At 42.1% G+C, this 25,481-nt stretch carries 22 protein-coding genes, 1 riboswitch and 1 other annotated feature (1 of these 24 only partly in view); of the genes, 3 read left to right on the top strand and 19 right to left on the bottom strand.

Going from position 1 to position 25,481, the window contains the following annotated elements:
• Positions 1–252 precede the first annotated feature (252 nt).
• The 3 genes from sdhB to LQ203_RS01050 all read right to left on the bottom strand — a co-directional run bounded on the left by sdhB (position 253) and on the right by LQ203_RS01050 (position 3,474).
• Positions 253–1,026: a succinate dehydrogenase iron-sulfur subunit gene (gene sdhB, locus LQ203_RS01060; RefSeq protein ID WP_048689018.1), complete on the bottom strand. Its 774-nt coding sequence runs from the start codon at positions 1,024–1,026 to the stop codon at positions 253–255.
• Between the two features lie 17 nt (positions 1,027–1,043).
• The gene (gene sdhA / locus LQ203_RS01055) at positions 1,044–2,795 is read right to left on the bottom strand and encodes a succinate dehydrogenase flavoprotein subunit (protein ID WP_230154831.1); all 1,752 of its coding nucleotides are present in this window, start codon (positions 2,793–2,795) and stop codon (positions 1,044–1,046) included.
• A 70-nt stretch (positions 2,796–2,865) separates the two neighbouring features.
• Positions 2,866–3,474, bottom strand: a complete 609-nt coding sequence (locus LQ203_RS01050; protein WP_053347217.1) for a succinate dehydrogenase cytochrome b558 subunit — start codon at positions 3,472–3,474, stop codon at positions 2,866–2,868.
• Between the two features lie 383 nt (positions 3,475–3,857).
• On the opposite strand from LQ203_RS01050, the gene LQ203_RS01045 reads away from it, so the two are divergent.
• Complete coding sequence (locus tag LQ203_RS01045; RefSeq protein ID WP_230154829.1) at positions 3,858–4,328, top strand: YslB family protein; 471 nt, start codon at positions 3,858–3,860, stop codon at positions 4,326–4,328.
• A gap of 66 nt (positions 4,329–4,394) precedes the next feature.
• On the opposite strand, the gene LQ203_RS01040 is transcribed toward LQ203_RS01045, so the two are convergent.
• The 14 genes from LQ203_RS01040 to zapA form a co-directional block, all read right to left on the bottom strand.
• Complete coding sequence (locus tag LQ203_RS01040; RefSeq protein ID WP_230154827.1) at positions 4,395–5,627, bottom strand: aspartate kinase; 1,233 nt, start codon at positions 5,625–5,627, stop codon at positions 4,395–4,397.
• 89 nt (positions 5,628–5,716) lie between these two features.
• A riboswitch (Lysine riboswitch) is annotated at positions 5,717–5,893 on the bottom strand.
• 61 nt (positions 5,894–5,954) lie between these two features.
• Positions 5,955–7,727 carry an excinuclease ABC subunit UvrC gene (gene uvrC / locus LQ203_RS01035; protein WP_230154825.1) on the bottom strand — a complete coding sequence of 591 codons (1,773 nt, stop codon included), beginning with the start codon at positions 7,725–7,727 and terminating at the stop codon, positions 5,955–5,957.
• 100 nt (positions 7,728–7,827) lie between these two features.
• Complete coding sequence (gene trxA / locus LQ203_RS01030) at positions 7,828–8,142, bottom strand: thioredoxin (RefSeq protein ID WP_061464310.1); 315 nt, start codon at positions 8,140–8,142, stop codon at positions 7,828–7,830.
• Positions 8,143–8,350: 208 nt separating this feature from the next.
• Positions 8,351–9,328, bottom strand: a complete 978-nt coding sequence (locus LQ203_RS01025) for an electron transfer flavoprotein subunit alpha/FixB family protein (RefSeq protein ID WP_230154823.1) — start codon at positions 9,326–9,328, stop codon at positions 8,351–8,353.
• A 62-nt stretch (positions 9,329–9,390) separates the two neighbouring features.
• Positions 9,391–10,164: an electron transfer flavoprotein subunit beta/FixA family protein gene (locus LQ203_RS01020; protein WP_230154822.1), complete on the bottom strand. Its 774-nt coding sequence runs from the start codon at positions 10,162–10,164 to the stop codon at positions 9,391–9,393.
• 133 nt (positions 10,165–10,297) lie between these two features.
• Positions 10,298–11,071 (bottom strand): enoyl-CoA hydratase, encoded by a 774-nt coding sequence (locus LQ203_RS01015; RefSeq protein WP_230154820.1) that lies wholly within the window; start codon positions 11,069–11,071, stop codon positions 10,298–10,300.
• 125 nt (positions 11,072–11,196) lie between these two features.
• The gene (locus tag LQ203_RS01010; RefSeq protein ID WP_230154818.1) at positions 11,197–11,784 is read right to left on the bottom strand and encodes a TetR/AcrR family transcriptional regulator; all 588 of its coding nucleotides are present in this window, start codon (positions 11,782–11,784) and stop codon (positions 11,197–11,199) included.
• Between the two features lie 198 nt (positions 11,785–11,982).
• A complete protein-coding gene (locus LQ203_RS01005; RefSeq protein WP_230154817.1) occupies positions 11,983–13,680 on the bottom strand; it encodes an AMP-binding protein in 1,698 nt (565 codons plus the stop codon).
• 179 nt (positions 13,681–13,859) lie between these two features.
• Positions 13,860–14,618 (bottom strand): GNAT family N-acetyltransferase, encoded by a 759-nt coding sequence (locus LQ203_RS01000; protein ID WP_230154813.1) that lies wholly within the window; start codon positions 14,616–14,618, stop codon positions 13,860–13,862.
• A gap of 209 nt (positions 14,619–14,827) precedes the next feature.
• Positions 14,828–15,235, bottom strand: a complete 408-nt coding sequence (locus LQ203_RS00995) for a DUF350 domain-containing protein (RefSeq protein WP_034309012.1) — start codon at positions 15,233–15,235, stop codon at positions 14,828–14,830.
• A gap of 65 nt (positions 15,236–15,300) precedes the next feature.
• Entirely contained in the window at positions 15,301–17,655 is a 2,355-nt protein-coding gene (locus LQ203_RS00990) for an endonuclease MutS2 (protein ID WP_230154811.1), read from the bottom strand.
• Positions 17,656–17,690: 35 nt separating this feature from the next.
• On the bottom strand, positions 17,691–19,409 hold the full coding sequence (gene polX, locus LQ203_RS00985; protein WP_230154809.1) for a DNA polymerase/3'-5' exonuclease PolX: 1,719 nt from the start codon (positions 19,407–19,409) through the stop codon (positions 17,691–17,693).
• Between the two features lie 209 nt (positions 19,410–19,618).
• Positions 19,619–20,164: a CvpA family protein gene (locus LQ203_RS00980; RefSeq protein ID WP_230154807.1), complete on the bottom strand. Its 546-nt coding sequence runs from the start codon at positions 20,162–20,164 to the stop codon at positions 19,619–19,621.
• Between the two features lie 4 nt (positions 20,165–20,168).
• Positions 20,169–20,429, bottom strand: coding sequence for a cell division protein ZapA (gene zapA, locus LQ203_RS00975; protein WP_230154805.1), 261 nt, complete (start codon positions 20,427–20,429; stop codon positions 20,169–20,171).
• Between the two features lie 171 nt (positions 20,430–20,600).
• On the opposite strand from zapA, the gene rnhC reads away from it, so the two are divergent.
• Positions 20,601–21,560, top strand: a complete 960-nt coding sequence (gene rnhC / locus LQ203_RS00970; protein WP_230154804.1) for a ribonuclease HIII — start codon at positions 20,601–20,603, stop codon at positions 21,558–21,560.
• A gap of 113 nt (positions 21,561–21,673) precedes the next feature.
• Positions 21,674–21,874 carry a hypothetical protein gene (locus LQ203_RS00965; protein ID WP_230154803.1) on the top strand — a complete coding sequence of 67 codons (201 nt, stop codon included), beginning with the start codon at positions 21,674–21,676 and terminating at the stop codon, positions 21,872–21,874.
• 42 nt (positions 21,875–21,916) lie between these two features.
• On the opposite strand, the gene pheT is transcribed toward LQ203_RS00965, so the two are convergent.
• On the bottom strand, positions 21,917–24,331 hold the full coding sequence (gene pheT / locus LQ203_RS00960; RefSeq protein ID WP_230154802.1) for a phenylalanine--tRNA ligase subunit beta: 2,415 nt from the start codon (positions 24,329–24,331) through the stop codon (positions 21,917–21,919).
• Between the two features lie 28 nt (positions 24,332–24,359).
• Positions 24,360–25,400 (bottom strand): phenylalanine--tRNA ligase subunit alpha, encoded by a 1,041-nt coding sequence (gene pheS, locus LQ203_RS00955; protein ID WP_230154801.1) that lies wholly within the window; start codon positions 25,398–25,400, stop codon positions 24,360–24,362.
• A 59-nt stretch (positions 25,401–25,459) separates the two neighbouring features.
• Positions 25,460–25,481: a binding site (T-box leader), on the bottom strand; it runs 216 nt beyond the window's last position.

Below are 25,481 nucleotides of genomic sequence, written 5' to 3'. Positions count from 1 at the left end.
TTTATTTTGATTCATAAACAGTTCATATGTCATATTCTCGCCATTTTTTGGAGGCTAAAAGTCACTATGCGTAGTGGAGGTACATCCACTCCATTTTATCATTCTGGTTTCAATCCATTATTGCCTATCAATCCTTATATTTTTAGAATGAAGAACATCATATCGATTTCCATCCTTCAGGTCTGGAACTAATATAGGCGATAAAAAAAGAAGAACCCATATCCTAAGATACAGGTTCTTACATGTTCATTATTAAACTTCGTCGCTTCCGAAGAAGTTACGGAATTGTTGGATCGTAGTATCACGGTTCAACGCAGCAATCGAAGTCGTTAATGGAATGCCTTTAGGGCAAGATTGCACACAGTTTTGTGAGTTACCGCAGTTTGCAAGTCCTCCATCACCCATGATTGTATTTAAACGTTCAGCTTTATTCATTGCACCCGTTGGATGTGCGTTGAATAAACGAACTTGTGATAATGGTTGTGGCCCCATGAAGTCTGAATTGCTGTTTACGTTTGGACAAGCTTCCAAACAAACACCGCAAGTCATACATTTAGATAATTCGTAAGCCCATTGACGTTTCTTTTCTGGCATACGTGGTCCTGGTCCAAGATTGTACGTACCATCGATTGGAATCCAAGCTTTTACCTTTTTCAATGAGTCGAACATACGGCTACGGTCGACTTGAAGGTCACGAACAACAGGGAAAGTACGCATTGGAGCAAGACGAACCGGCTGTTCTAATTGGTCAATAAGAGCTGTACAAGATTGTCTAGGTTTACCATTGATAACCATTGAACAAGCACCACATACTTCTTCAAGACAGTTCATGTCCCAAGCGATTGCTGTAGTGTGTTTGCCTTGTACTGTTACTGGATTACGACGAATTTCCATTAGAGCGGAAATTACATTCATATTCGGACGGTACGCTAATTCAAATTCCTCATCATAAGGAGCTGAATCCGGTGTATCTTGACGAGTGATTATAAAACGGACTGTTTTAGTCTCAGATTTAGTTTCAACCATTTTTTTGCTCCCCCTCTTTAATGTTTCGTAGTGTAATCACGTTTACGTGGTGCGATAAGTGATACATCAATATCTTCATAATGGAATTCAGGTGCTTGATCCAAGCCTTTGAATGTCGCCATAGTCGTTTTCATGAATTTATCATCATTACGTTCTGGGAAATCAGGTTTGTAATGAGCTCCGCGGCTTTCGTCACGGTTTAAAGCACCAATTGTGATAACACGTGCCAATTGCATCATGTTTTGAAGCTGTCTAGTGAATGCAGCTCCTTGGTTGCTCCATTTAGCCGTGTCATTGATGTTAATTTTCTTGTAACGTTCCATCAACTCAAGAATCTTGTTGTCCGTTTCTTTCAACTTGTCATTGTAACGAACTACAGTAACATGCTGTGTCATCCACTCACCAAGTTCTTTGTGAAGGACGTACGCATTTTCGTTACCATCAAGAGACATGACATCATTCCATTTTTCCTGTTGTTGTTTTTCGTACCCTTCATACAATGAAGATGGAATGGATTCTGAAGTTTTATCAAGGCCTTCAATATATTTAACGGCATTCGGTCCAGCGACTGAACCACCATAGATTGCAGAAAGAAGTGAGTTCGCACCAAGTCGGTTACCGCCATGTTGAGAGTAATCACACTCACCTGCAGCAAATAAACCTTTAATGTTTGTCATTTGGTCATAATCCACCCAAAGTCCGCCCATAGAATAGTGAACGGCAGGGAAGATTTTCATTGGAACTTTACGAGGATCTTCACCCATGAATTTCTCGTAGATTTCAATGATTCCGCCAAGTTTGATATCAAGTAATTTAGGATCTTTATGAGAAAGATCCAGGTAAACCATGTTTTCTCCATTAATACCAAGCTTCATGTTCATACATACGTCGAAGATTTCACGAGTCGCGATATCACGAGGTACAAGGTTACCATAAGCAGGGTATTTTTCTTCAAGGAAATACCAAGGTTTTCCGTCTTTATATGTCCAGATACGTCCACCTTCACCACGAGCAGATTCACTCATTAGACGAAGCTTATCATCTCCAGGGATTGCAGTTGGATGAATTTGAATGAACTCACCATTTGCATAATTTACACCTTGTTGATAAACAATGGATGCTGCTGAACCTGTATTAATCATTGAGTTAGTTGATTTACCGAAAATGATTCCAGGACCACCGCTCGCCATGATGACAGCGTCGCCAGGGAATGATTTGATTTCCATTGAAGTCAAGTTCTGTGCTACGATACCGCGTGCTGTTTGATCGTCATCGATAACAGCTCCAAGGAATTCCCAGCCTTCATATTTCGTTACAAGGCCTTCTACTTCATAACGACGAACCTGCTCGTCCAATGCATAAAGTAATTGCTGACCAGTTGTTGCACCAGCAAATGCTGTACGGCTATGTTGAGTACCACCGAAACGACGGAAATCAAGAAGACCTTCCGGAGTACGGTTGAACATTACGCCCATACGGTCAAACATATGGATAATCGATGGTGCTGCTTCGCACATCGCTTTAACCGGTGGTTGGTTAGCTAAGAAATCTCCGCCATAAACTGTATCATCAAAGTGGATATATGGAGAATCCCCTTCACCTTTTGTATTTACTGCCCCATTGATTCCGCCTTGGGCACAAACTGAGTGAGAGCGTTTAACAGGTACTAAAGAAAATAAATCTACCTGTTGTCCCAGCTCTGCTGCTTTGATCGTAGCCATTAAACCAGCTAGACCTCCACCAACGATAATAATTTTACCTTTACCCAATTCTGTCACTCCCTTATTTCCATTAGCAAAGCTATGTTTTTCCTAATACTTATAATTAAACTCTATCTTCTTATACGAAAGCGAAAATTGCGCTAACCCCTACATAAGAAAGAAGAACGAAAACGATCAAAGTAACGTAAGTCATGATTTTTTGCGATTTAGGTGAAACTGTCAGACCCCAGCTCACTGCAAATGACCATAATCCATTAGAGAAGTGGAAAATTGTCGAAATGACCCCAACTAAATAAAATGCAATCATAAATGGATTAGAGAAAATCTCTGCCATCATGTCAAAGTCAACCTCTGTACCTAATGCTGCTTGAATTCTAGTTGACCAAACATGCCAAACAAGGAAAATCAACGTAATGATTCCGCTTAGACGTTGTAAAAAGAACATCCAATTCCGGAAAAATCCAAATCTACCCAAATTATTTTTAGCCGTAAACGCGATATAAATCCCGTAAACCGCATGATAAATCAAAGGTAAGAAAATGATGAAGATTTCCAAGAAATAACGAAACGGTATGCTTTCTAAGAAATGTGCTGCTGAATTAAATGATTCCGGTCCCTTTGTTGCCATATAGTTGGTAACTAAATGCTCCAACAAAAACAGCCCGATCGGAATAACTCCAAGTAGTGAATGAAGTCTACGATTCCCAAACTCACGATTTTTTGCCACTAAGTGCCCCCCCTTAATTTGTGAAAAATCATGCAAAGATAATCTGGTGGCTACCTTTTATCTCCGCGTGAAAATATAGTATAGAGTCAGAAAACTCCTCTATACTCCCTTTACAATTATGTGACATGTCCATTTTACTCCTGACTTCAATGTGCGTCAAGAAAACGGATACAAGAAATCTCTTTTTCAGAATAGATTTTATTGGATTAAATTGTCTATTTTTTATCTATCAAGTATATATTTTGGAGAAATTATTCTTTAATCTATTAATATCCCGGTATAATTTCTCATTTTTTTCCAATTGTTATTTAAATAAATAAAAAACAGTATAATTTGCAAAAGAAAAACGTTTATAATAGATTTACAGAAAGAGGCGATAATCTATGAAAAAAAATATTGCTGCTGCGATAGAAGAAGAAATTGAAACTGAACAAATTCAAACTGAAGATTTCCAAGTTCCAGCTTTCGGATATGAATTAATCAGAGAAGTTCTATTGAACGATATTCTCGGAAAAGACTCTAATCAAATCCTCTATTGGGCAGGTAAACAGCTAGCAAGAAAATTTCCATTGAATGGCGATCAGGAAATTATTGGATTTTTCCAGAGCGCTGGATGGGGCAATCTCGAAATCATGAAGTATACGAAAAACGAGATGGAATACTCATTGACCGGTGAAATAATCAGCCGCCGACTGGATTTACATCCTGACTGTCACTTCCAACTTGAAGCCGGCTTCCTTGCCGAGCAGTTTACACTGCAAAAAAAATTCCTCAGCGAATCAACGGAAGAAGTCAAACGCCGCGCAAAAAAGGTGACATTCACCATTCAATGGGATCCCAGAGATCCAATCTAATAAGCCCATAAAACAGACTTACCCTTTTAACCGGAAGTCTGTTTTTTTATTGGGCTCCATTCATTCTCAAGCTAGTACATTTGCATGCTGTCCAAGTTTAAATGCTTCATGAAGAGATTCGACAGCCTTCACCATTTCCTTTTCATTGACAACTGTCGAGACTTTTATTTCCGATGTGCTAACCATTTTCACTTGGATGCCTGTATGGGCCATCACTTCGAACATCTCGGCGGCCACTCCTGGATTGGATACCATACCGGATCCGACGATGGACACTTTGGCCAAACCGCCTTCCGTTTCAATACGATTGAATGCCAATTTTTCTTTATTATTTTCCAGCACGATCAAGGCTGCTTCCGTATCTTCACTTTTAATGGAGAATGATAGATTGGTGGTATCCTCGGCGGTCATGCTTTGAATGATAATGTCCACATTAATTCTGTTTTTCGCAAGTGTCGTGAAAATTGTTGATAATACACCAAGTGATTGGGGCAAACCATATACTGTGACTCTTGTAATACTGTCTTCAAAAGCAATGCCGCGTACGATTAAGTTTTCTTCCATAGTTGCTTCCTCCTCAATGATCGTTCCTGATTCTTTCTCCATGCTCGAACGGACTTCAAGCGGAATTTGATAGTTTTTTGCATATTCGACAGCCCTTGGATGAAGGACGCCTGCCCCCAGATTGGCAAGTTCCAGCATTTCATCGTAAGAAATGGATTGGAGTTTTCGAGCGCCTTTTATGTAGCGTGGGTCCGTTGTGAAAACACCCGTTACATCCGTATAAATATCGCATCTATCCGCATTCAGCGCTGCAGCGATGGCAACCGCCGTCGTATCGGAACCGCCTCGCCCTAAGGTAGTGATCTCCCCATTTGCATCGTTCCCCTGGAAACCGGCTACGACCACTATTTTCTTTTCCAAAAGCTGAGCTTGGATCCTTGAAGCATCGATGTTTAAAATCCGGGCATTCCCATGAACGGATTCCGTTTGCATGCCGGCTTGCCAGCCAGTATACGAAATGGCTTCATGTCCTTCTTCAATCAATGCCATCGTTAACAAGGAAATCGTTACCTGTTCTCCTGTAGTCAATAGCATATCCATTTCCCTCTTGCTCGGGGATCCGGAAATATCACGGGCCATGGAAACCAATTGATCCGTGGTTTTCCCCATAGCCGAAACAACGACGACTACCTCATTTCCATTCTCCGCTTCCTCGATTACCCGTTTGGCAACATTTTTGATTTTTTCTACGCTACCGACGGATGTTCCGCCGAATTTTTGAACGATTAATGCCATCCTCATGCACCCTCTCTACCTTTTTAGGCAATAAAAAAAGCAATGAGAAATATCTCATTGCTGTGATCACATATCTAATACTGTAAACACAGTGAGATAGCTCTCCAGGGTATAAACCCTGACAATCCGCCATTTATTAAATGTCAGACCAGAAAAACAAGGTATGAGTCTTGTCTTCCTTCGGCGTCCTCCCCTTTCAAAACCTATCATGGAAGCTCATACTTCTCCAGGTTTTTACTCTTGAATTCCGCACCTCTATCAGCACTTTTAAGTTGTCTAATTAAAAATTCCTTCTAATCATAGCATAGAGATTTATCGCAAGCAAGATTATTCTTGCAATTTTCTAACGATTCCCTCGGCTACCCCTTTTGGCATGCCTGCGTCCATAATTTCCTCGGTCGTTGCCTCTTTGATTTTCTTCAATGACCCAAAATGCTTTAATAATTGCTTTCTCCGCTTTTCCCCGACTCCTGGAATATCATCAAGCTGTGAGTGAACCGCATTTTTCCCGCGTAGCTGGCGATGAAACGTAATCGCAAACCGATGCACTTCATCCTGAATTCTTTGCAATAAGTAAAATTCCTGACTCCGTGAATCAAGCGGAACAAGTTCAAGCGGGTTGCCCATCATCAATTGCGATGTTCTGTGTTTTTCATCTTTAATCAAACCCGAAAGTGGAATATCAAGGCCCAATTCATTTTCCAAAATATCTCGAACTGCTTCCACATGTCCCTTTCCGCCATCAATGATGATTAGATCCGGAAGTGGCAGCCCTTCTTTCAATACTCGTGAATATCTTCTTCGAACCACTTCACGCATCGATTCATAATCATCAGGTCCCTGGACCGTTTTGATCTTATATTTGCGGTACTCCCTTTTTTCCGGTTTCCCATCAATGAACACGACTAAAGCGGAAACAGGGTCACTTCCCTGGATATTGGAGTTATCGAAGGCTTCAATTCGATGCGGGGTATAGATGCCCAATTGGAACCCGAGGTTTTCCACGGCTTTGATCGTTCGTTCTTCATCTCGTTCAATCAAAGAAAATTTTTCCTGTAGGGCGATGGAGGCGTTTTTATTCGCCAGTTTAAGCATATCTTTTTTCGCTCCCCGTTTCGGGTGAATCGTTTTCACACCAAGCAGCCCTTCGGCCATTTCGGCATCCACTGATTCAGGCAGCAAAATTTCCTTTGGTTTAAAGTGGTTGGTAATCTCGTAAAACTGACCCAGGAATGTAAGAAGTTCCTGTTCCGGTTCATCATAGACAGGAAAAAGTGAAACATCCCTTTCTATCAATTTACCCTGTCGCACAAAAAATACTTGAACGCACATCCAGCCTTTATCATAGGCAAAGCCAAATACATCACGGTCGATGAAATCCGTCGTCATCATTTTCTGCTTCTCCATCGTGATATCGATGTGGGCAATTTTGTCACGGAACTCCTTGGCCCTCTCGAAATCGAGCTCTTCGGATGCCTCCAGCATTTTTTCTGTCAGTTCTTTTTTTATCTCGGTATGGCCGCCGTTCAAAAACCGATTGATATCCTCCACCATTTTTTTATATTCCTGTTCCTCTACATCATATACACATGGAGCCAGACACTGTCCTAGGTGATAATAGAGACAAACTCGATCCGGTAAGGTATTGCATTTTCTAAGAGGATAGATGCGGTCAAGTAATTTTTTCGTCTCGTTAGCCGCAAAAGCGTTCGGATAAGGACCGAAATATTTCCCTTTATCCTTTTTGACTTTTCGCGTAATGATTAGACGGGGATGCCGTTCCGCCGTCAACTTAATAAAAGGATACGTCTTATCATCCTTAAGCATGACATTATATTTTGGATCATGTTTTTTGATTAGGTTCAACTCTAAAATAAGAGCCTCGATATTGGAAGAGGTGACAATGTATTCGAAATCCTCTATCTCATTAACGAGCCGAAATGTCTTTCCATCATGGGATCCCCTGAAATAAGAACGGACACGGTTTTTCAACACTTTCGCTTTGCCTACATAAATGATCGTTCCCTGACGATCTTTCATTAAATAACAACCAGGTTGATCGGGAAGAAGGGCAAGTTTATTCTTTATTTGTTGGTTCATATATACAGCCTCCTGTTATCCCATTTTCAATATTATATATCAAGATAGCGAAAAAAGCTTCAAGTCCGCAGACTTGAAGCTTTTTTTAGCTATCTTACTATTAAGCGTGTTTTGCAATAAGTTCAGCAAGAGCTTCTTTTGGTTGGAAACCAACCACTTTATCCACCACTTCACCGTCTTTAAGGACGATTAATGTCGGGATGCTCATCACACCGAATTTTCCTGCTGTTTCTTGGTTTTCATCTACATCAACTTTTACGATTTTCGCTGTATCGCCAATTTCAGTATCAAGCTCTTGAAGTACAGGAGCGATCATTTTACAAGGTCCGCACCATGGTGCCCAAAAATCTACAAGAACGACACCTTCGTTCGTATCAGTCGTGAAAGTTTGGTCAGTTGCATTTACAATAGCCATATATATTTCCTCCTCAAATTTACTCAAATAACTAAAGACAGTATACCATTGAAGGTAGAAACGATGCTAACATTTTGCTTCAGTGGTAGGATGTCCTAAAAAAGAGCGAATATGCAGGCTTAACGCTTTCCCTATTAGCCCAAATAAAGGGGCAAGACGTGTATCGGCTTAGCCGAATGTCTTGCCCCTTGTCTTTCATTTATTTGATTTACGCGTTAACTTTTAGTTTTTTGAATTCTTCCGTCAGTAATGGAACGACTTCGAAAAGGTCTCCGACAATTCCGTAGTCAGCTACATTGAAAATGTTAGCTTCAGGGTCTTTGTTGATGGCAACGATAACTTTGGAGTTGGACATGCCAGCTAAATGCTGTATCGCTCCAGATATTCCGCAGGCAATATAAAGGTCAGGTGTAACGACTTTACCCGTTTGCCCGATTTGCAGAGAATAATCGCAATAATCCGCATCACATGCACCACGGGAAGCACCTACCGCTCCGCCAAGAACTTGTGCCAGTTCCTTTAATGGTTCAAAGCCATCTTCACTTTTCACACCACGTCCGCCTGCAATGATCACTTTTGCTTCTGAAAGGTCGACCCCTTCACTTGCTTTTCTAACAACATCTTTAATGATGGTGCGTAAATCCTTAATATCCACACTTAATGTAGAAACATCACCAGAGCGGGACTCGTCTTTCGCTAATGGTTCAATATTGTTCGGACGGATTGTCGCGAAAATCACTCCATCTGTAACAATTTTCTTTTCAAATGCTTTACCAGAATAAATCGGGCGGGTAAAAACGATATTTCCGCCTTCTTCTTCAATGGAGGTAACATCTGAAATCAATCCTGATTCAAGCTTTCCAGCCAATTTAGGGGCAAGGTCTTTTCCGAGAGCCGTATGCCCGAAGAAAATTCCTTCTGGCTTTTCCTGCTCGATGACGGCAAGCAAGCTTTGTGCATAACCATCTGATGTATATTGTTTCAATTGATCATTTTCAACTGCAACAACCCGGTCTGCACCATGCTGAATCAATTCATTCCCAAAATTTTGAACACTGTCACCAACTAAAACACCTACGATTTCTCCGCCATCAGCAGCAAGTTTAGCCGCACCGATAGCTTCAAATGATACATTTCTTAGTGAACCGTCGCGAACTTCGCCCAATACAAGAAACTTTCTAGCCATTTATAAAAACCTCCTGGTATCTTTTTGTTGTGTGTTGTTAGTTCAGAAAAGAACAGTTTTGATTAAATCACCTTTGCTTCGCTGCGTAATAATTGAACAAGTTCGCTAACTTGATCACCGATCTCGCCGTTCAATACCTTTCCAGCCTCTTTTTTAGCGGGAAGATAGATTTCTATCGTTTTTGTTTTTGCTTCAACATCTTCTTCTTCCAAATCCAGGTCATCCAATTCCAATTCTTCAAGCGGTTTTTTCTTCGCTTTCATGATTCCTGGTAATGAAGGATAACGTGGCTCATTTAACCCTTGTTGAGCGGTCACCAACAATGGAAGAGATGCTTCGATCGTTTCAGAGTCCCCTTCAACATCGCGGATAACGCTTACATTTCCAGCTGCGATTTCCAATTTAGTGATGGTTGTAATATAAGGAATTTCCAAAATTTCTGCAACGCGTGGTCCCACTTGACCAGAGCCGCCATCGATTGCAACGTTTCCTGCAATGATTAAGTCTGCATTCTTGCCTTTTAAGTATTCACCTATGATTTTGGCAGTCGTGAATTGGTCACCATTTTCTATGTCGTCTTCTATATTAATCAATACGGCTTTGTCGGCACCCATAGCAAGCGCTGTACGTAATTGCTTTTCAGCCTCTTCGGTTCCGACTGAAATTACCGTTACTTCGCCGCCATGTGCATCACGCACTTGGATTGCTTCTTCGACCGCATACTCATCGTATGGATTGATGATGAACTCTGCTCCATCCTCATTAATTTTCCCGTTGGATAGAGTAATCTTTTCTTCTGTATCAAATGTTCTTTTCAGCAGCACATAAATGTTCACGATAATACCTCCCGAATAATTTGAGTTTTGAAGATTATGAATATTATTGATATATATAATTGTATTCTTCAGATTTCATCAAAATCCTGCATAATATTTAAAAATAGTTATTTATATATGAAGGGAAATCATATCATTTCCCTTTGAATACAGCTTCTCTTTTTTCAATGAAAGCACCAATTCCCTCTTGTGCATCAGCCGTATCGAAAGCTTGGCCAAAGAGAACGGCTTCCCGTTCCACACCTTTATAGTAGGAATCATGCTTAGAAAAATTCAATAGCTCTATAGCCGCCTTTAACGCAAGAGGACTCTTCTTGGCAATTTTATTGGCTAGCTCCACCGCTTTTGGAATTAGTTCTTCATCCGTGTAGGCATGATTTGCCAGCCCGCATTGTACGGCTTGGATACCAGTAATCGGTTCACTTGTAAACAGAATCTCAGCTGCTTTTGCCGTACCCACATAACGAGGAAGTCGTTGGGTGCCTGCAAATCCAGGTATTAAGCCGAGCTGAAGCTCAGGCAAACCTAGTTTTGCCCTTTCGGTTACCAAACGGATGTGACAGGACATAGCCAGTTCCAATCCTCCGCCAAGCGCAGCTCCATGAATGGCTGCAATGACCGGTTTTGGAAAAGATTCAATTTTTTCAAATACAGATTGACCATTCTTGGTCAGTTTCTCGAAAGCTTTACCGTTTTTCACTTCTGTAAACTCTTTAATGTCTGCTCCTGCAGAGAAAAATCTTCCTTCACCATGAAGAAGGACAACCCGTACGGCTTCGTTTTGCTCAATTTGATCGAAGGCCAGTGACAACTCTCCGATGATTGCCGAGGAAAGCGCATTTGCGGGTGCATGATCAATCGTTATAAAGGCCACATGATTTTCGACAGAAAGCTTTAGGTATTCCATATCTATCCCTCCTGGCATGCTAGTCAAACTTTTTTGAAAATTTAATATGTATCACTTCCCAATGAATCCGGAAAGCAAAATTAACCGATTTTTGGAGGATGGCTAGCCATCCTCTATAAAAATCGTTAACTTCTCAAGCCACAGCCGCCAAGTAGAAGGCGGTGAACGTCAGGTGCAAGGTCTGAGAGCGAATACTTTTGCTCATTCATGACCCAAGTCGTCACTGTTTCGTCAATCGTTCCAAAAATCATTTGCCTTGCAAGCAAATTGTTTAAATCAGGCATGAACTCGCCGTTCTCTTTTCCTTCTATAATGATCTGATCGATTAAATTTAAATATCCTCTTAACACATCATTAATTCTTAGGCGTAATTCTTTATTCGACTGTCTTAATTCCAACTGAGTGACAATTGCTAAATTCACGTCTTCTGAAAGGTTTTGAAAATGTTTTTGTATGAGTACAAGCATTTTTTCCGAAGCTGTGGTCTTTCCTTTTAGCTCTTCTTCGATCTGTTCCACAAAATAGCCCATCTTTTCATGGAATAATGATATTAATATATCTTCTTTATTTTTAAAATAAAGATATATGGTGCCGTCCGCTACGCCTGCTTGCTTGGCGATTTTGGATACTTGGGCTTGATAGTAACCGTGTTGGGCAATGACGATAACGGCTGCATCAATAATTTGATTATACTTTGGTCTGTTGCGTTTCACTGGATGTCCCCTTTCAGAATATGAATGAATCATCATTCATATTTCTATCATAAAATGACGAACCTTAACTGTCAAGCAAAAACTTCTAAGACCCGACATCCCACTATGTTCATTGTACAGCCCCAATCCATTGGTTGTCCAGTCGCTTTGCAAAACACGGAGCTATGTTCCGCTGCTCCGTATGAAGGGCATGTTTCGTTACGCTTCTTTTCTTTCCTCGGATATTTTTTTCTTTTCTTCCTCGATAAGGACTCTTCTCAAAACCTTACCTATCATCGTTTTAGGAAGTTCATCCCTAAACTCATAGCTGCGCGGTACCTTATAGGAAGCAAGGTTCTTTCTTGCAAAATCATCCAACTCTTCCTCGGTGGCCCTAGCATCTTTTTTCAGTACGACATAGGCTTTGACGGTCTCACCACGATATGGGTCAGGGATTCCTGCCACAACAACCTCTTGAATCGCCTCATGCTCGTATAGTACCTCTTCCACCTCACGAGGATAAATATTGAAACCGCCTGCAATGATGGTGTCCTTTTTCCTCTCGACTACATAAAAGAATCCTTGCTCATCCATGTAACCAAGATCGCCTGTCAGCAGCCAGCCATTTTTAAAAGTGCTTTCCGTTTCATCCGGACGATTCCAGTAACCTTTCATTACCTGTGGTCCTTTTATCGCTATCTCACCAATTTCATTCGGTGGCAGCTCATCAAAGGTTTCCAGGGAGAGAATCACTGAGTCGGTATCTGGCCATGGCAATCCAATGCTTCCTTTTACACGAGGCTGATCCCAAATGAAATTTGCATGGGTCACCGGAGACGTTTCCGACAGTCCATAGCCTTCAACCAGTTTCCCGCCCGTAATATTCTCGAACTGCTCTTGTACCTCTAACGGCAATGATGCAGATCCGCTTATACAGGCATTGATGGAAGAAAGGTCATATTTAGCGATATCCGGATGGTTCAATAGACCAATATACATCGTAGGCGCACCTGGAAACATCGTCGGTTTCTGTTTTTGGATGGTTTTCAGCGTCGCTTTAACATCAAACTTCGGCATGATGATCATGGTGTTCCCTTCCATGACGGAAAGCACCAAAACTGTCGTCATACCGTACACATGGAAAAATGGCAGAATTGCTAGGACCCTTTCCTCACCGCGCTTATTTTTATAAAGCCAAGCATTGCACATTTTCGTATTTGCCAGCAAGTTCTTATGGGTAAGCATGACCCCTTTCGGAAAGCCTGTTGTCCCCCCTGTATATTGCAAAAGGGCAAGGTCCTTATCCACATCAATCGGCTCAGCGACCTCTTCAGGAATCTTTCGTTTCATGATTTCAGTAAATAAATGATGATTGCCCGCGTGCTCCACATTGATGACGATGCCGTATTGCTTTTTTTGAATAAAAGGATAGATAAGATTTTTCGGAAAAGGCAAGTATTCCTTGATAGCGGTTACAATGATATGTTCTATACCCGTTCTGGAAGCGACTGCAGTGACACGGGGAAATAAAATATCCATCACTAAAATCATTTTCGCTCCGGAGTCTTTCATTTGATACTCGAGTTCACGTTCCGTATAGGTTGGATTCGTCTGAACCACGACTCCGCCGGCCATCAATATACCAAAAAAACTTATGACACCCTGAGGGCAGTTAGGAAGCATGACGGCAACGCGTTCACCTTTTTGAAGGCCGATGCCTTTTAAATAGGCTGCGAACTTTAAGGCTGATTCATAAACTTCTTGGTAAGTTAATTCTTTTCCCTGGAAATGAATCGATACTTTATCAGGGAATTCTTCGGCTGATTCCTTCAAAAATGAATACAGGGGTTTATCTTCGTACGACAAAGCAGCTGGTATTTGTTCCGGATACATAGCTTGCCATGGCTTATTGCTCATTTGCCCCCTCCTTCTGAATATTCTCACTACTCTTCTCATTATAATACAACCGGGATTTTCTTACAATTGATGAAATTTAGAAAAAATAAGCATAAGGGCTGATAATACGAATTGGAGCAGTCAAAATGGCCTGTACCACCATGAGGGATTATTGGAAGGGACACATAAAAAGGAGTGGTTTACTCCTTCCTTTTAGTTCTATACCAATATGTATATTTTTCTTCAAATCCCAATTTTCCGTACAAGCATAGAGCAGGTGCATTCGTTTCTATCACCTGGAGATAAGCATTTTTCGCCCCATTTTCTTTACCCCAATGCAAAAGGTTACGAATGAGTTTTGCACCATAGCCTCGGTTTCGAAAGTTTTCATGGGTGAAAATATTGTACAGACCTATGTATTCGTCTTCCAATACACCTAGTCCGCCTGCCGCCACGGTTCCACCATCATCCGTCAACAACATGAAGCATGTTTTTGGAATGATATTTTCGAACATTTTTTTCAAGTGGGTTTGATCATTATCATTAACATGACTTAGCAGGCAGAAATCATGAAACCAGTCATCATGTAAATGGTCATACTTCATGACATTGCTTTCATTCGGTGCCTCTGTTTCTACCAATTCCAATATCTGGACACTCGTTGTGCCTTCAAGGACATACCCCGACTCTTCCAGAACACTTTCCAAGTTGATAGGTTTAGCTTGATGAGTCATTTTGTATACTGCCCTATCATTTCTTTCAAAATAGACTTGCTCACAATTCATTATTTTCTTTTTCAAATCTTCATTCGATGAATAGATAGGGTTGATTGAATTCGCCCGTTTTGTATATCCATCCGCAAATCGTAAAACCCATCCATCATAGATTTGCGTTTGCAGGGCCGGTAAAGCATTCATCGATAATTTTTCAATCTTTTGTATCAGTTTGGACTTATCCATGTCACTCCTCCTCTTTCCGAACATCTTTTTGACACTATCATTTTATACGCCCGTATTTAATAGAGTTGAAATAAAAGAAGCGACACAAAGGCCGCTTCTTTCAGGTGAAGAATATCATATAAATGATTCCAAGCAGAAAAAAGATTCCGCAACAAACAATTAAGACTTTTGCAAGCTTCTCCACAGTTTTCTCCCTCTCATGAAGGGCATTAAGAAATTCCGGCACCGATGACAAAAGATAAAGCGATTGAAATGATCATCGATAGGAACCCAACTGCCCGATTATCTTTTTGTATCTCTTCATCTATTTTAAATCCAGGAGTCATAAATTCAAAAATGAAATAACCGATCAATAGAAGGACAAAACCGTAAACACCCCAGCCAATCATGGTAAGAAGTGAATTCTGATGGAGGATGGACTGTTGGAATACATAGGCAATCCCAAATATTTTACCACCTGTTGCCAACGCGACAGAAAGGTTTCCCTGTTTGATTTCCTCCCAGTTCTTGTACTTTGTAACAAGTTCAAAAATAGCTAAAAAAACAATCATGCACAAAATAACGACACTGTAACGAGCAGCTATATATACATATTCATTTTCCCACATATTCTCCATGGTCCAACTCCCGAATGGTAATCAGCCATCCGGCTTGGCAGAATAGCCGGAATGACCACTTTCCTTTATTTAAATTCCACCACCGTTACACCTGTACCGCCTTCTCCAGCTTCGCCGAACCGAATTCTTTTGACAGAGCGGTGATTTTTCAAGTATTCCTGGACGCCGGACCGAAGAGCACCCGTTCCTTTACCATGTATGATGGAGACACTCGAATATCCGGCCAATAAAGCATCATCAACATACTTTTCGACTCTTGAAATGGCATTTTCAAAGCGTTCCCCACGCAGGTCAAGTTCCACGCTAACATGATAATCCCGACCTTTTATCGTGGTAAGCGGCTTTATTTCCTTCACTTTCGTGGCCTTGATGAATTCTAGGTCAGACTCCTTCACCTTCATTTTCATGATGCCGATCTGAACCTGCCACTCATTACTTGAGACCTTCTCGATCAAGTGACCCTTTTGACCAAAGCTTACGACCTTTACTTCATCTCCAGGTTTCAGGCTTTTATCCAGTGGCCTAGCCACTTTAACTGATGTTTTTTTCACTTTAGGTGTCGCTTCTTCAAGCCGTTTTTTTGCATCGATCAGTTCATGCTCTTTAACATCGGCATGCTTTTCAAGTCGCAGTTTACGTAAGTCGGCAATGATCGATTCCGCTTCTTTTTGTGCATTTTCAACGATTGCTGCAGCCTCTTTTGCTGCCTTATCGACCATCGCATCCCGTTCCTCATTGTATTCACCAATTTGCTTTTGAAGGTCTTTATGAAGGATTTCCGCCTGTTCAAGGTGATTCTTGGCCTCTTGCTCCTCCTCTTCGGCCTTCTTACGGCTATCTTCAAGGGATGCTATCATATTCTCAACTTTATTGGTATCCTCGCCAATATGGCTGCGGGCATTGCTTATCACGCTCTCTTCCAAGCCAAGGCGCTTGGATATTTCAAACGCATTACTACGTCCCGGTACACCGATCAAAAGCTTATAAGTAGGACTCAATGTTTCCACATTAAATTCAACGCTTGCATTAATGACGCCTTCCCGATCATATCCATATGCTTTTAATTCCGGATAATGTGTCGTTGCAATCACACGTGCCCCGCGCTTATATACTTCATCCAAAATGGAAATGGCTAAAGCGGCACCTTCCTGTGGGTCAGTACCCGCTCCAAGCTCATCGAACAAAACGAGGCTATCATAATCGACATGCTTTAGGATATCGACAATATTGACCATATGAGAAGAGAATGTACTTAAGCTCTGCTCAATCGACTGTTCATCGCCAATGTCGGCAAAAACGGAGGAAAAAACGGCCGTTTCAGAACCATCCAGCGCAGGGATTTGCAGACCGGCCTGGGCCATTAACGTACAGAGGCCAAGCGTTTTCAAAGTAACCGTTTTCCCCCCGGTATTCGGACCCGTGATAACGATTATCGTAAAGTCATCACCTAGGAAAATATCATTGGCTACGACAACGTCACTCGGAATGAGCGGATGTTTCGCTTTGAATAATTTCACGCGTCCCTCATTATTCAAAATCGGTTTGGATCCTTTTATCGCTTTTGCATACTTTGCCTTCGCGACAAGGAAATCGATTTGTGCGAGCACTTTGACATTATGAAGCAATTCAGGGGTGTACGCTCCGACTTTTTCCGATAATTCGACCAATATCCGTTCTATTTCCTGCGTTTCCTTCGCTCTGGTTTCCTGAAGGACATTATTCAGTTGCACGATTGCTTGAGGCTCAATGAACAGCGTCTGTCCAGATGATGATTGATCATGAATGATCCCGCCATACACACTGCGGTATTCCTGTTTTACCGGGATGACAAATCGGTCATTCCTGATGGTGATGATGGAATCCGATAACATTTTTGATGCGTTGGAGGAACGAATCATGCTTTCTAGTTTTTCCCGGACACGGCTTTCATTCGTCCGAATCTGATTTCTTAGTGTACGGAGCTTATCGCTCGCAGAATCCATCACTTCGCCATGTTCACTTACTGCATACGTAATTTCCTGTTGCAATTCAATCAATGGATGCAGGGAATCGATATATTCGGCTAGAAGCGGAACTTCTATTTCCTGCTCGGCGATTTCTTCGAAGAAACGACTAAGGATCCTCCCTGCACGAATCGTACTCGCGAGTTCCATCAATTCCATCGGTGAAAGCATTCCGCCAATCTGGGCCCTTTTTGCATGTGGACGGATATCAAAAATCCCGCCCAATGGCAAGTTACCTTTCAAACGTACGATTTTGGCAGACTCATCCGTTTCTTCCTGCCATCTCGTCACCTCTTCAAAGTCCGTTGAAGGCATCAGTTGCTGTGCCTTCTCTTTTCCTATGGATGAGGATGCGTGAGAGATTAATTGTTCTTTAATTTTATGAAATTCCAATGTCTTTAAAGCTTTATTATGCATGGAGTTAAAGCTCCTCCTTATTTATGGGCAAATAGTTAGTCATTTCTCTTTAAAAACTTTAATAATCCATCCGTATCCTTTGCATTAAGGACCGTTGCTTCTTTAATCCAGCCCTTTTTGGCCGAAGACACACCGACAGGCATATGATCAAGCATATCAATGCTGTGGGCATCGGTATTGATTACAATCTGAACGCCTGCTTCCTGTGCCTTGCGCAGATGGGGAGGTGCCAAATCCAATCGGTTCGGATTAGCATTCAATTCCAAGGCAGTATTCGTGTCGCGTGCCAGTTCAATCAGCATTTCTATATCAACATCATATCCGGTACGTTTGCCGATAATCCTTCCCGTTGGATGGGCGATGATATCAACATGCGGATTATTCAGAGCTGTTTTTAAACGCTCCATGATCGTTTCACGCGGCTGTGAAAAACTTGAATGGATCGATGCGATTACCAAATCCATCTCAGCAAGCAGCTCATCGTCATAATCAAGTGTCCCATCAGGAAGTATATCCATTTCAATCCCTGAAAGAACGGTAAAATCATCGTATTTTTCATTCAGTTCATGGATGATGCGTTTTTGTTCACGTAAACGTTCCACAGTCAATCCGTTCGCCACTTTCAAATATTGCGAATGATCGGTGATGGCCATATATTGATAACCTTTGGCACGGCACGCTTCAATCATTTCTTCAATGGAATAAGCCCCATCACTCCATGTGGTATGCATATGCAAATCACCTTGAATGGCCTCTAACGATATGAGAGGTTCCTTAGCATCATATTGCTCCACTTCCGTTCCATCTTCTCGTAATTCTGGGGGAATGAATGGAAGACCGAAGTGGTTATAAAATTGTTCTTCCGTTTCGAACGTCAATATCTCACCTGTTTCAGCCACTTCCACCCCATATTCGCTGATTTTCTCTCCGCGTTCTTTAGCCAGCTGGCGCATACGAACATTGTGATCTTTCGAGCCGGTAAAATGATGGAGTGTCGTGATGAATTCCTTATCTTTCACGATTCGAAAATCGACGGAAATATCATATTCATAATCAAGCACAACCGATACTTTTGTATCACCGGCCGCAATCACTTGCTTTATGCCCGCTAATGCAAGAAGCTGATTCTTAACTTCTTCGGGATGATCTGTCGAGATGATGAAATCGAGGTCCTTGATCGTTTCCCTCATGCGACGGATGCTGCCCGCTCTGGAAGAACGGACGATATGTTCCATGTTGGCAAGGGCGGTTTCAATATCATCCGCTATCGGTCTCATGAAGGCAAGTGGAAGCCGATCAGGCCTTGAACCTGCCTCGGCAATTGCAGCCAGGATTTTCTCTTCCGTTTTTTTACCGAAACCGGCAAGCGCCGCAACCCTGCCTTCTTCACAGACGGTTTTAAGATCATTCACATCATTGACCTGCAACTCTTTATGAAGTTTGGCGATTTTCTTCCCGCCCAAACCTTGAAGTTGCAAGAGCGGAATCAATCCTTTTGGCACCTGCTCCTGCAGCTCTTCAAGTGCGGTCGATTTCCCCTCATTGATATACTCTTCGATGACGGACGACGTTCCTTTCCCGATTCCATTTAATGCGGTAAAGTCTTCGATGGCCGCCAGACTCCGATCATCCGTTTCCAAGGCTCCCGCTGCTTTGCGGAAAGCTGAAACCTTGAATGGGTTCTCTCCTTTTAATTCCATATATATTGCGATTTTTTCTAATAATCTAATGATATCTTTTTTATTTATTGTCATATATTTCACCGCCGAAAAAATTAGTTGGGTGTCCCTTGTATACTTTCTTAAAGATACCTTTCTTGGAGGTAAAGTACAAGCAGTCCGATTCTTACCTTTCGAATCAATTTGGTGGAAGTCACACGCTGCTACATAAAAAGGGGCCTCCCCCATTCAAAGTATAGGAATCTTGGACTTTGAGAAGGGAGGCAGGCCCTCGTATACTATCATTAAGATTGATTTACATTATCAAACCAAAGTTCTTTCACTTTCTCGGAAAGAAACGGCGTATGTTTCACGATGGATTCTGCCAGAAAAGAACCTGTTAATGGTTTCTGGATGGAATCCATTGGCAGCATGGCAGCTATGTATAATATAATAAACATGATAAGATAGATTTCGATAAAACCCAATATCCCGCCACCCCAACGATTCAGCTGTTTTAAAATTGGAATATGTGTAATGAAATTGAGCATGGATCCTATCATTTGCCAAAGGATCTTGGCAGCAAAGAAAATGATTGCAAAGGCAATCGCGTTGTAATACGCCTTTTCAAGCCCGACTGTTTCGAAAAACATAGTAAGGGTCGAGGATTCACTCATCGTTGGAAACGGAATCCACAATTTCAAATTGGGAGCAAGGTCTCCATAAAACACATATGCGACGATGAAGGCTACTATGAACCCTGTCATATGAACCGTTTGTAAAATGAAGCCACGCTTTAAACCGACTAATAAACCGATTAATAGAATGGCCAGAATTGCTAAATCAAGCATGTACTCAGTCCTTCTCTCTCTTTAATTCCAGTTGAAGCTGGTCTAGTTGATCTTTTAATTTAATATATTCGTGGATGGTATTCACGGCGGTCAGTACCGCTAGCTTACTTGTATCCAAGTATGGATTTTTCATCCTGATCTCTCTCATTTTTTCGTCAACCATCGAAGCGACCAGGCGCATATGACTTGCGCTTTCTGTACCGACGATTGTATATGGTTGTCCGTATATATCAACTGTTGTTTTATTTCGTTTATCGTCTGACAAAATGATGCCCCCAATCTAAACAATCCTAATTCTATCATATCATGAACTTTTTCGTCATGAAAGAGAGTACAACGTCATTTCTTGTATAAAAAATGCAATAATTTGTCAAATGAAAACGACCATAGGATGAAGATTATCTTAAAAATAGTATGAAGTTAGGAGTTATCCATTATGTCACATGTTGTTTTAGTTATCAGTCCTGCACAAATACAGGCAATGAAAGCTCATTATTCCTCTTCCTTAGCCGCCAAACTGCCGCCAGGGAGCATCTTTTCCGCCAAACCGCCGCTATGTACGGTAACCGCCTATAAATCAGGAAAAGTACTCTTTCAAGGTAAGAATGCTGAAATAGAAGCAGTAAAATGGCAACAAGGTGCGACTGCTGCCGCTCCAAAGAAAAAAACAGCATCATCCGCATCAGTCAACGTACATCGATATTCACCACCTGCAAATATCGGAACCATGTCAGTAATCGGTTCTGATGAAGTCGGAACAGGGGACTATTTCGGCCCAATCACCGTCGTCGCTGTCTATGCACAAAAGGAGCAACTCGCATTATTGAAAGAACTTGGTGTCCAGGATTCTAAAAATCTGAAAGATCCACAAATCATCGAAATTGCCAAACAGATTAAGGATGTGGTGCCTTTCAGCCTGCTCACGTGCGACAACCCGAAATATAATACGCTTCAGGCAAAGGGTATGTCACAAGGAAAAATGAAGGCACTCCTCCATAATCAAGCGATCAAACATCTTATGCAAAAAATCCAGCCAGAACAAGCGGAAGCCGTCCTTATTGATCAATTCGCTCAACCTGATGTATTTTTCAATTACTTGAAAGGCCAAGAACTATTTCAGTCACACGCCACCTATTTGTGTACAAAAGCGGAAGGGGTACACCTTGGCGTAGCAGCTGCTTCCATCCTTGCACGATATGCATTCGTCAAACGCTTTGATTTGCTGAGTGAAAAAGCCGGGTTCAAAATCCCTAAAGGAGCCGGCTCTGCAGTCGATGAAGCGGCAGCAAGATTGATTCATGAAAAAGGAATCGATTCATTGCACGAATTCACAAAAACCCACTTTGCCAATACAGAAAAATCGAAGCGATTATATCAAAAGAAATATCATAAATAAACGAAAATCGGCTGTTCTTCCGTGGACAGCCGTCTTTTCTGTAAGAACGATTAATTAGAGCATGCTTTACTCGTGAGTTGCATCATTTACTCATGAGTTTAGGCGCTTTTCTCGTGAAATTGCATCATTTACTCGTGAGTTTACGTGCTTTACTCGTGAAATTGCATCATTTACTCGTGAGTTTACGCGCTTTTCTTGTGAGTTTACGCGCTTTACTCGTGAAATTGCATCATTTACTCGTGAGTTTGCATCATTTACTCGTGAGTTTAGGCGCTTTACTCGTGAGTTTACGCGCTTTTCTCGTGAGTTCATAAAAAGACAGCTTCCCTTGATTTCTGGGAGCTGTCTTTTAGTTTTTATCCTCTTAGTTCTGCGCCAGCTTTTTCTTTCACGGCTTCAAGAACTTTTTCATGTGCTTTTGTAATGTCCTCGTCCGTTAGCGTACGTGCCGGATCGAAGTATTTCAGTGAGTAGGCAATGGATTTCTTGCCTTCCTCCATTCTTTCGCCTTCGTATAAATCGAAGATGCTTACTTCTTTGAGTAGCTTGCCTCCGGCTTCTTCAATAATATCTTGAATGTCACCAGCTTTTGTCGCTTGATCCACAACAAGCGCGATATCGCGTGTTGTCGATGGGTAGCGCGGAATGGTTTCATATGCAATCGGCGCCACTTCGGCTTCTGACAGCGCTTTTAAGGAAAGTTCGAAAATATATGTTTCTTTTATATCCAAGTCTTTTTGGACAGTTGGGTGCACTTGGCCGATAAAGCCGATCACATCACCATTCAACAGTACTTCGGCAGTACGTCCTGGATGCATGTCATTGATTTCCGCTTGGCGGTAACTGATTTGATCAGCTAATCCCAGTGTATCGAATAATGCTTCGATCACTCCTTTAGCAACAAAGAAATCCACTGGTTTCTTTTCCCCTTGCCATAGGTGCGCTTCCCAAAGCCCTGTGATAGCTCCTGCAATATGTTCTTTCTCGTCAGGAAGCTCTTGTCCGTCCTGCTTAAAGAATACTGAACCGATTTCATACAAAGCAAGTGAATCAAGTTGGCGAGCATTATTGTATTTCACGACTTCTAATAATTGTGGCACGATGCTCAAGCGCAGTTGGCTCCGTTCTTCACTCATTGGCATTGCCAAGCGAATGGATTCGCGAGTTTCCAACGCAAATTGCGACGCTTTTTCCTCGCTCGTCAGTGAATAGGTCACTGCTTGATAAAGGCCTGCGCCTTCAAGTGTACGACGAGCTTTCCGGCGTTTGACTTGATAGTCTGTCAGTTGGCCTGGAGTAGCCGAACCAATCGGCAGTGTAGCGGGAATGTTATCATATCCATATAAACGTGCCGCTTCTTCAACTAAATCTGCTTCAATCGTGATATCACCACGGCGTGTAGGGACAGTGATCGTGAACGTTTCATTGTCAAGTTCCACTCCGAATTGCAGGCGTTTGAAAATGGACTCCACTTCAGCTACGGTCATGCTCGTTCCAAGAAGGGTGTTGATTTTTTCAAGTGTAATGCTAATGACCGCTGGTTCCATTATCAATTCGTCAACTTCTGCTGCTCCTTGTAAAACGGTTCCGCCAGCATATTGTGCAATCAATTGTGCCGCACGTTCGCCAGCTTCACGAACACGGGCCGGATCGACGCCTTTTTCAAATCGGGCACTTGCTTCACTGCGTAAGCCGTGGTCTTTTGATGCTTTACGAACTACTGTGCCTGCAAAATATGCACTTTCAATAATGATATTCGTTGTATCATTTTTCACTTCGGAATCGGCTCCGCCCATCACACCTGCTATCGCAACCGGCTCGGTGCCATTTGTGATCACTAAATGTTCTGGTGACAAAGTGCGTTCCGCTTCATCCAAAGTTACGATTTTTTCAGCATCCTTCGCTCTGCGGATGACGATTTCCTTTGAACCAAAGCGATCATAATCAAAGGCATGCAGCGGTTGACCGTATTCAAGCAGGATGTAGTTCGTGATATCGACCACATTATTATGAGGTCGGATACCTGCAGACATTAGCCGAGTCTGCATCCAAAGCGGCGATGGCCCGATTTTTACATCTTTAATGAATTTGGCGATGTATAGCGGGTTATCCTCTTTCGCTTCCACTTTGACACTGATGTAATCAGTTGCTTTTTCAGTTGCTTCTTCTTTCTCGATAACCGGCCATTTCACTTCCCGGCCAAGAATGGCTCCCACTTCGTAAGCAACACCTAGCATACTCAATGCATCAGAACGATTTGGAGTCAGCCCAAGTTCCAGTACTTCATCGCTTAAACCAAGCTCTTCCAATGCATCTTTACCTACCTCGACATCATTTGGGAAGACGAAGATACCTGTTGCATAATCCTTGGACACGAGTTTGGATTCGAAGCCCAATTCTTGAAGCGAGCAAATCATCCCGTGCGATTCTTCACCGCGAAGTTTCGCTTTCTTAATTTTGAAATTGCCTGGAAGGACTGCCCCGACAGTTGCGACTGCAACTTTTTGGCCTTTATCGACATTCGGTGCTCCACAGATGATCTGAACAGGATTTTCTGCCCCAATATCAACTTGGCATCTATTCAATTTATCCGCGTTAGGATGCTGTTCACGTTCAATGACATGCCCGATGACCACTCCTTTTAGCCCTTCGCTTTTCTTTTCCACCCCTTCAACCTCAATGCCGCTTTTTGTGATTTTGTCAGCAAGCTCCGTCGCATTGATGCCTGAAAGGTCAACATAATCTTGTAACCATTTATATGACACAAACATGGTAGGTCCTCCTTTATAAAATAAAAATTTATGCTTCGTGATGGTTGAATTGTTTTAAGAATCGAACATCATTCGTATAGAAGTGACGGATATCATCCACACCGTATTTCAACATGGCAATCCGTTCCACGCCAATTCCAAATGCGAATCCAGAGTATTTCTTGGAATCGAATCCAGCCATTTCAAGGACGTTCGGATGAACGATCCCGCCGCCAAGCACTTCGATCCAGCCTGTTTGTTTACAAACGCTGCAACCTTTGCCGCCGCAGATTTTGCAAGAAATATCCACTTCAACTGAAGGCTCTGTAAATGGGAAGAAACTTGGACGAAGACGGATTTCACGGTCTTGCCCGAATACTTTTTTCGCAAAAACGTCAAGTGTACCTTTCAGGTCGCTCATGCTGATGTTCTCATCGATGACCAAGCCCTCAATTTGCTGGAATTGATGGGAGTGTGTGGCATCATCATTATCACGGCGATATACTTTTCCTGGGCAGATGATTTTAACAGGGCCTTGACCTTTATGTTTTTCCATCGTTCTTGCTTGAACCGGTGAAGTGTGCGTACGCATCAAGATTTCATCCGTAATGTAGAAAGAGTCCTGCATATCACGCGCCGGATGGCTTTTTGGCAAGTTAAGTGCCTCAAAGTTATAGTAGTCGCTTTCGACTTCCGGACCTTCAGCAACGGTATAACCCATACCGATGAACAAGTCTTCGACTTCTTCCACGACACGTGTTAATGGATGAAGATTCCCCTTGTTAACTGGACGTCCTGGAAGTGTGACGTCAATCGTTTCTGTTGCAAGCTTTGCATTGACAGCCGCAGTTTCAAGAGCTTTTTGTTTCTCTTCAATCTTTGTTGCGATCGCTTCCCGGACATCATTGGCAAGTGCCCCGATTTTCGGACGCTCTTCAGCTGACAATTTACCCATGCCACGCAATACCTCAGTGATTGGTCCTTTTTTCCCTAAATAAGCAACTCGGACTTCATTCAGTTCCTTTAATTCGGAAGCGGCGGCCACTTTTTGCAACGCTTCTTCCTGCAGTTCTAATAAACGTTCCTGCATCATGTCTTCCTCCTTTATTTTCCTTTTAAAAAAATGAACACAAAAAAACCTCTATCCCAGAAAGGGACGAGGTTTATGTAT

Origin of the sequence: Peribacillus sp. Bi96 (assembly GCF_918698115.1) — a bacterium.
Classification (GTDB): domain Bacteria; phylum Bacillota; class Bacilli; order Bacillales; family DSM-1321; genus Peribacillus.
This window is presented reverse-complemented; position numbering and strand designations above follow the sequence as displayed.

Coding starts and splice junctions, on each gene's coding strand:
- sdhB (WP_048689018.1), bottom strand. CDS start 1,026: ATGGTTGAAACTAAATCTGAGACTAAAACAGTCCGTTTTATAATCACT.
- LQ203_RS01045 (WP_230154829.1), top strand. CDS start 3,858: ATGAAAAAAAATATTGCTGCTGCGATAGAAGAAGAAATTGAAACTGAA.
- LQ203_RS01040 (WP_230154827.1), bottom strand. CDS start 5,627: ATGGCATTAATCGTTCAAAAATTCGGCGGAACATCCGTCGGTAGCGTA.
- uvrC (WP_230154825.1), bottom strand. CDS start 7,727: ATGAACCAACAAATAAAGAATAAACTTGCCCTTCTTCCCGATCAACCT.
- trxA (WP_061464310.1), bottom strand. CDS start 8,142: ATGGCTATTGTAAATGCAACTGACCAAACTTTCACGACTGATACGAAC.
- LQ203_RS01025 (WP_230154823.1), bottom strand. CDS start 9,328: ATGGCTAGAAAGTTTCTTGTATTGGGCGAAGTTCGCGACGGTTCACTA.
- LQ203_RS01015 (WP_230154820.1), bottom strand. CDS start 11,071: ATGGAATACCTAAAGCTTTCTGTCGAAAATCATGTGGCCTTTATAACG.
- LQ203_RS01005 (WP_230154817.1), bottom strand. CDS start 13,680: ATGAGCAATAAGCCATGGCAAGCTATGTATCCGGAACAAATACCAGCT.
- LQ203_RS01000 (WP_230154813.1), bottom strand. CDS start 14,618: ATGGATAAGTCCAAACTGATACAAAAGATTGAAAAATTATCGATGAAT.
- LQ203_RS00995 (WP_034309012.1), bottom strand. CDS start 15,235: ATGGAGAATATGTGGGAAAATGAATATGTATATATAGCTGCTCGTTAC.
- LQ203_RS00990 (WP_230154811.1), bottom strand. CDS start 17,655: ATGCATAATAAAGCTTTAAAGACATTGGAATTTCATAAAATTAAAGAA.
- polX (WP_230154809.1), bottom strand. CDS start 19,409: ATGACAATAAATAAAAAAGATATCATTAGATTATTAGAAAAAATCGCA.
- LQ203_RS00980 (WP_230154807.1), bottom strand. CDS start 20,164: ATGCTTGATTTAGCAATTCTGGCCATTCTATTAATCGGTTTATTAGTC.
- rnhC (WP_230154804.1), top strand. CDS start 20,601: ATGTCACATGTTGTTTTAGTTATCAGTCCTGCACAAATACAGGCAATG.
- pheT (WP_230154802.1), bottom strand. CDS start 24,331: ATGTTTGTGTCATATAAATGGTTACAAGATTATGTTGACCTTTCAGGC.
- pheS (WP_230154801.1), bottom strand. CDS start 25,400: ATGCAGGAACGTTTATTAGAACTGCAGGAAGAAGCGTTGCAAAAAGTG.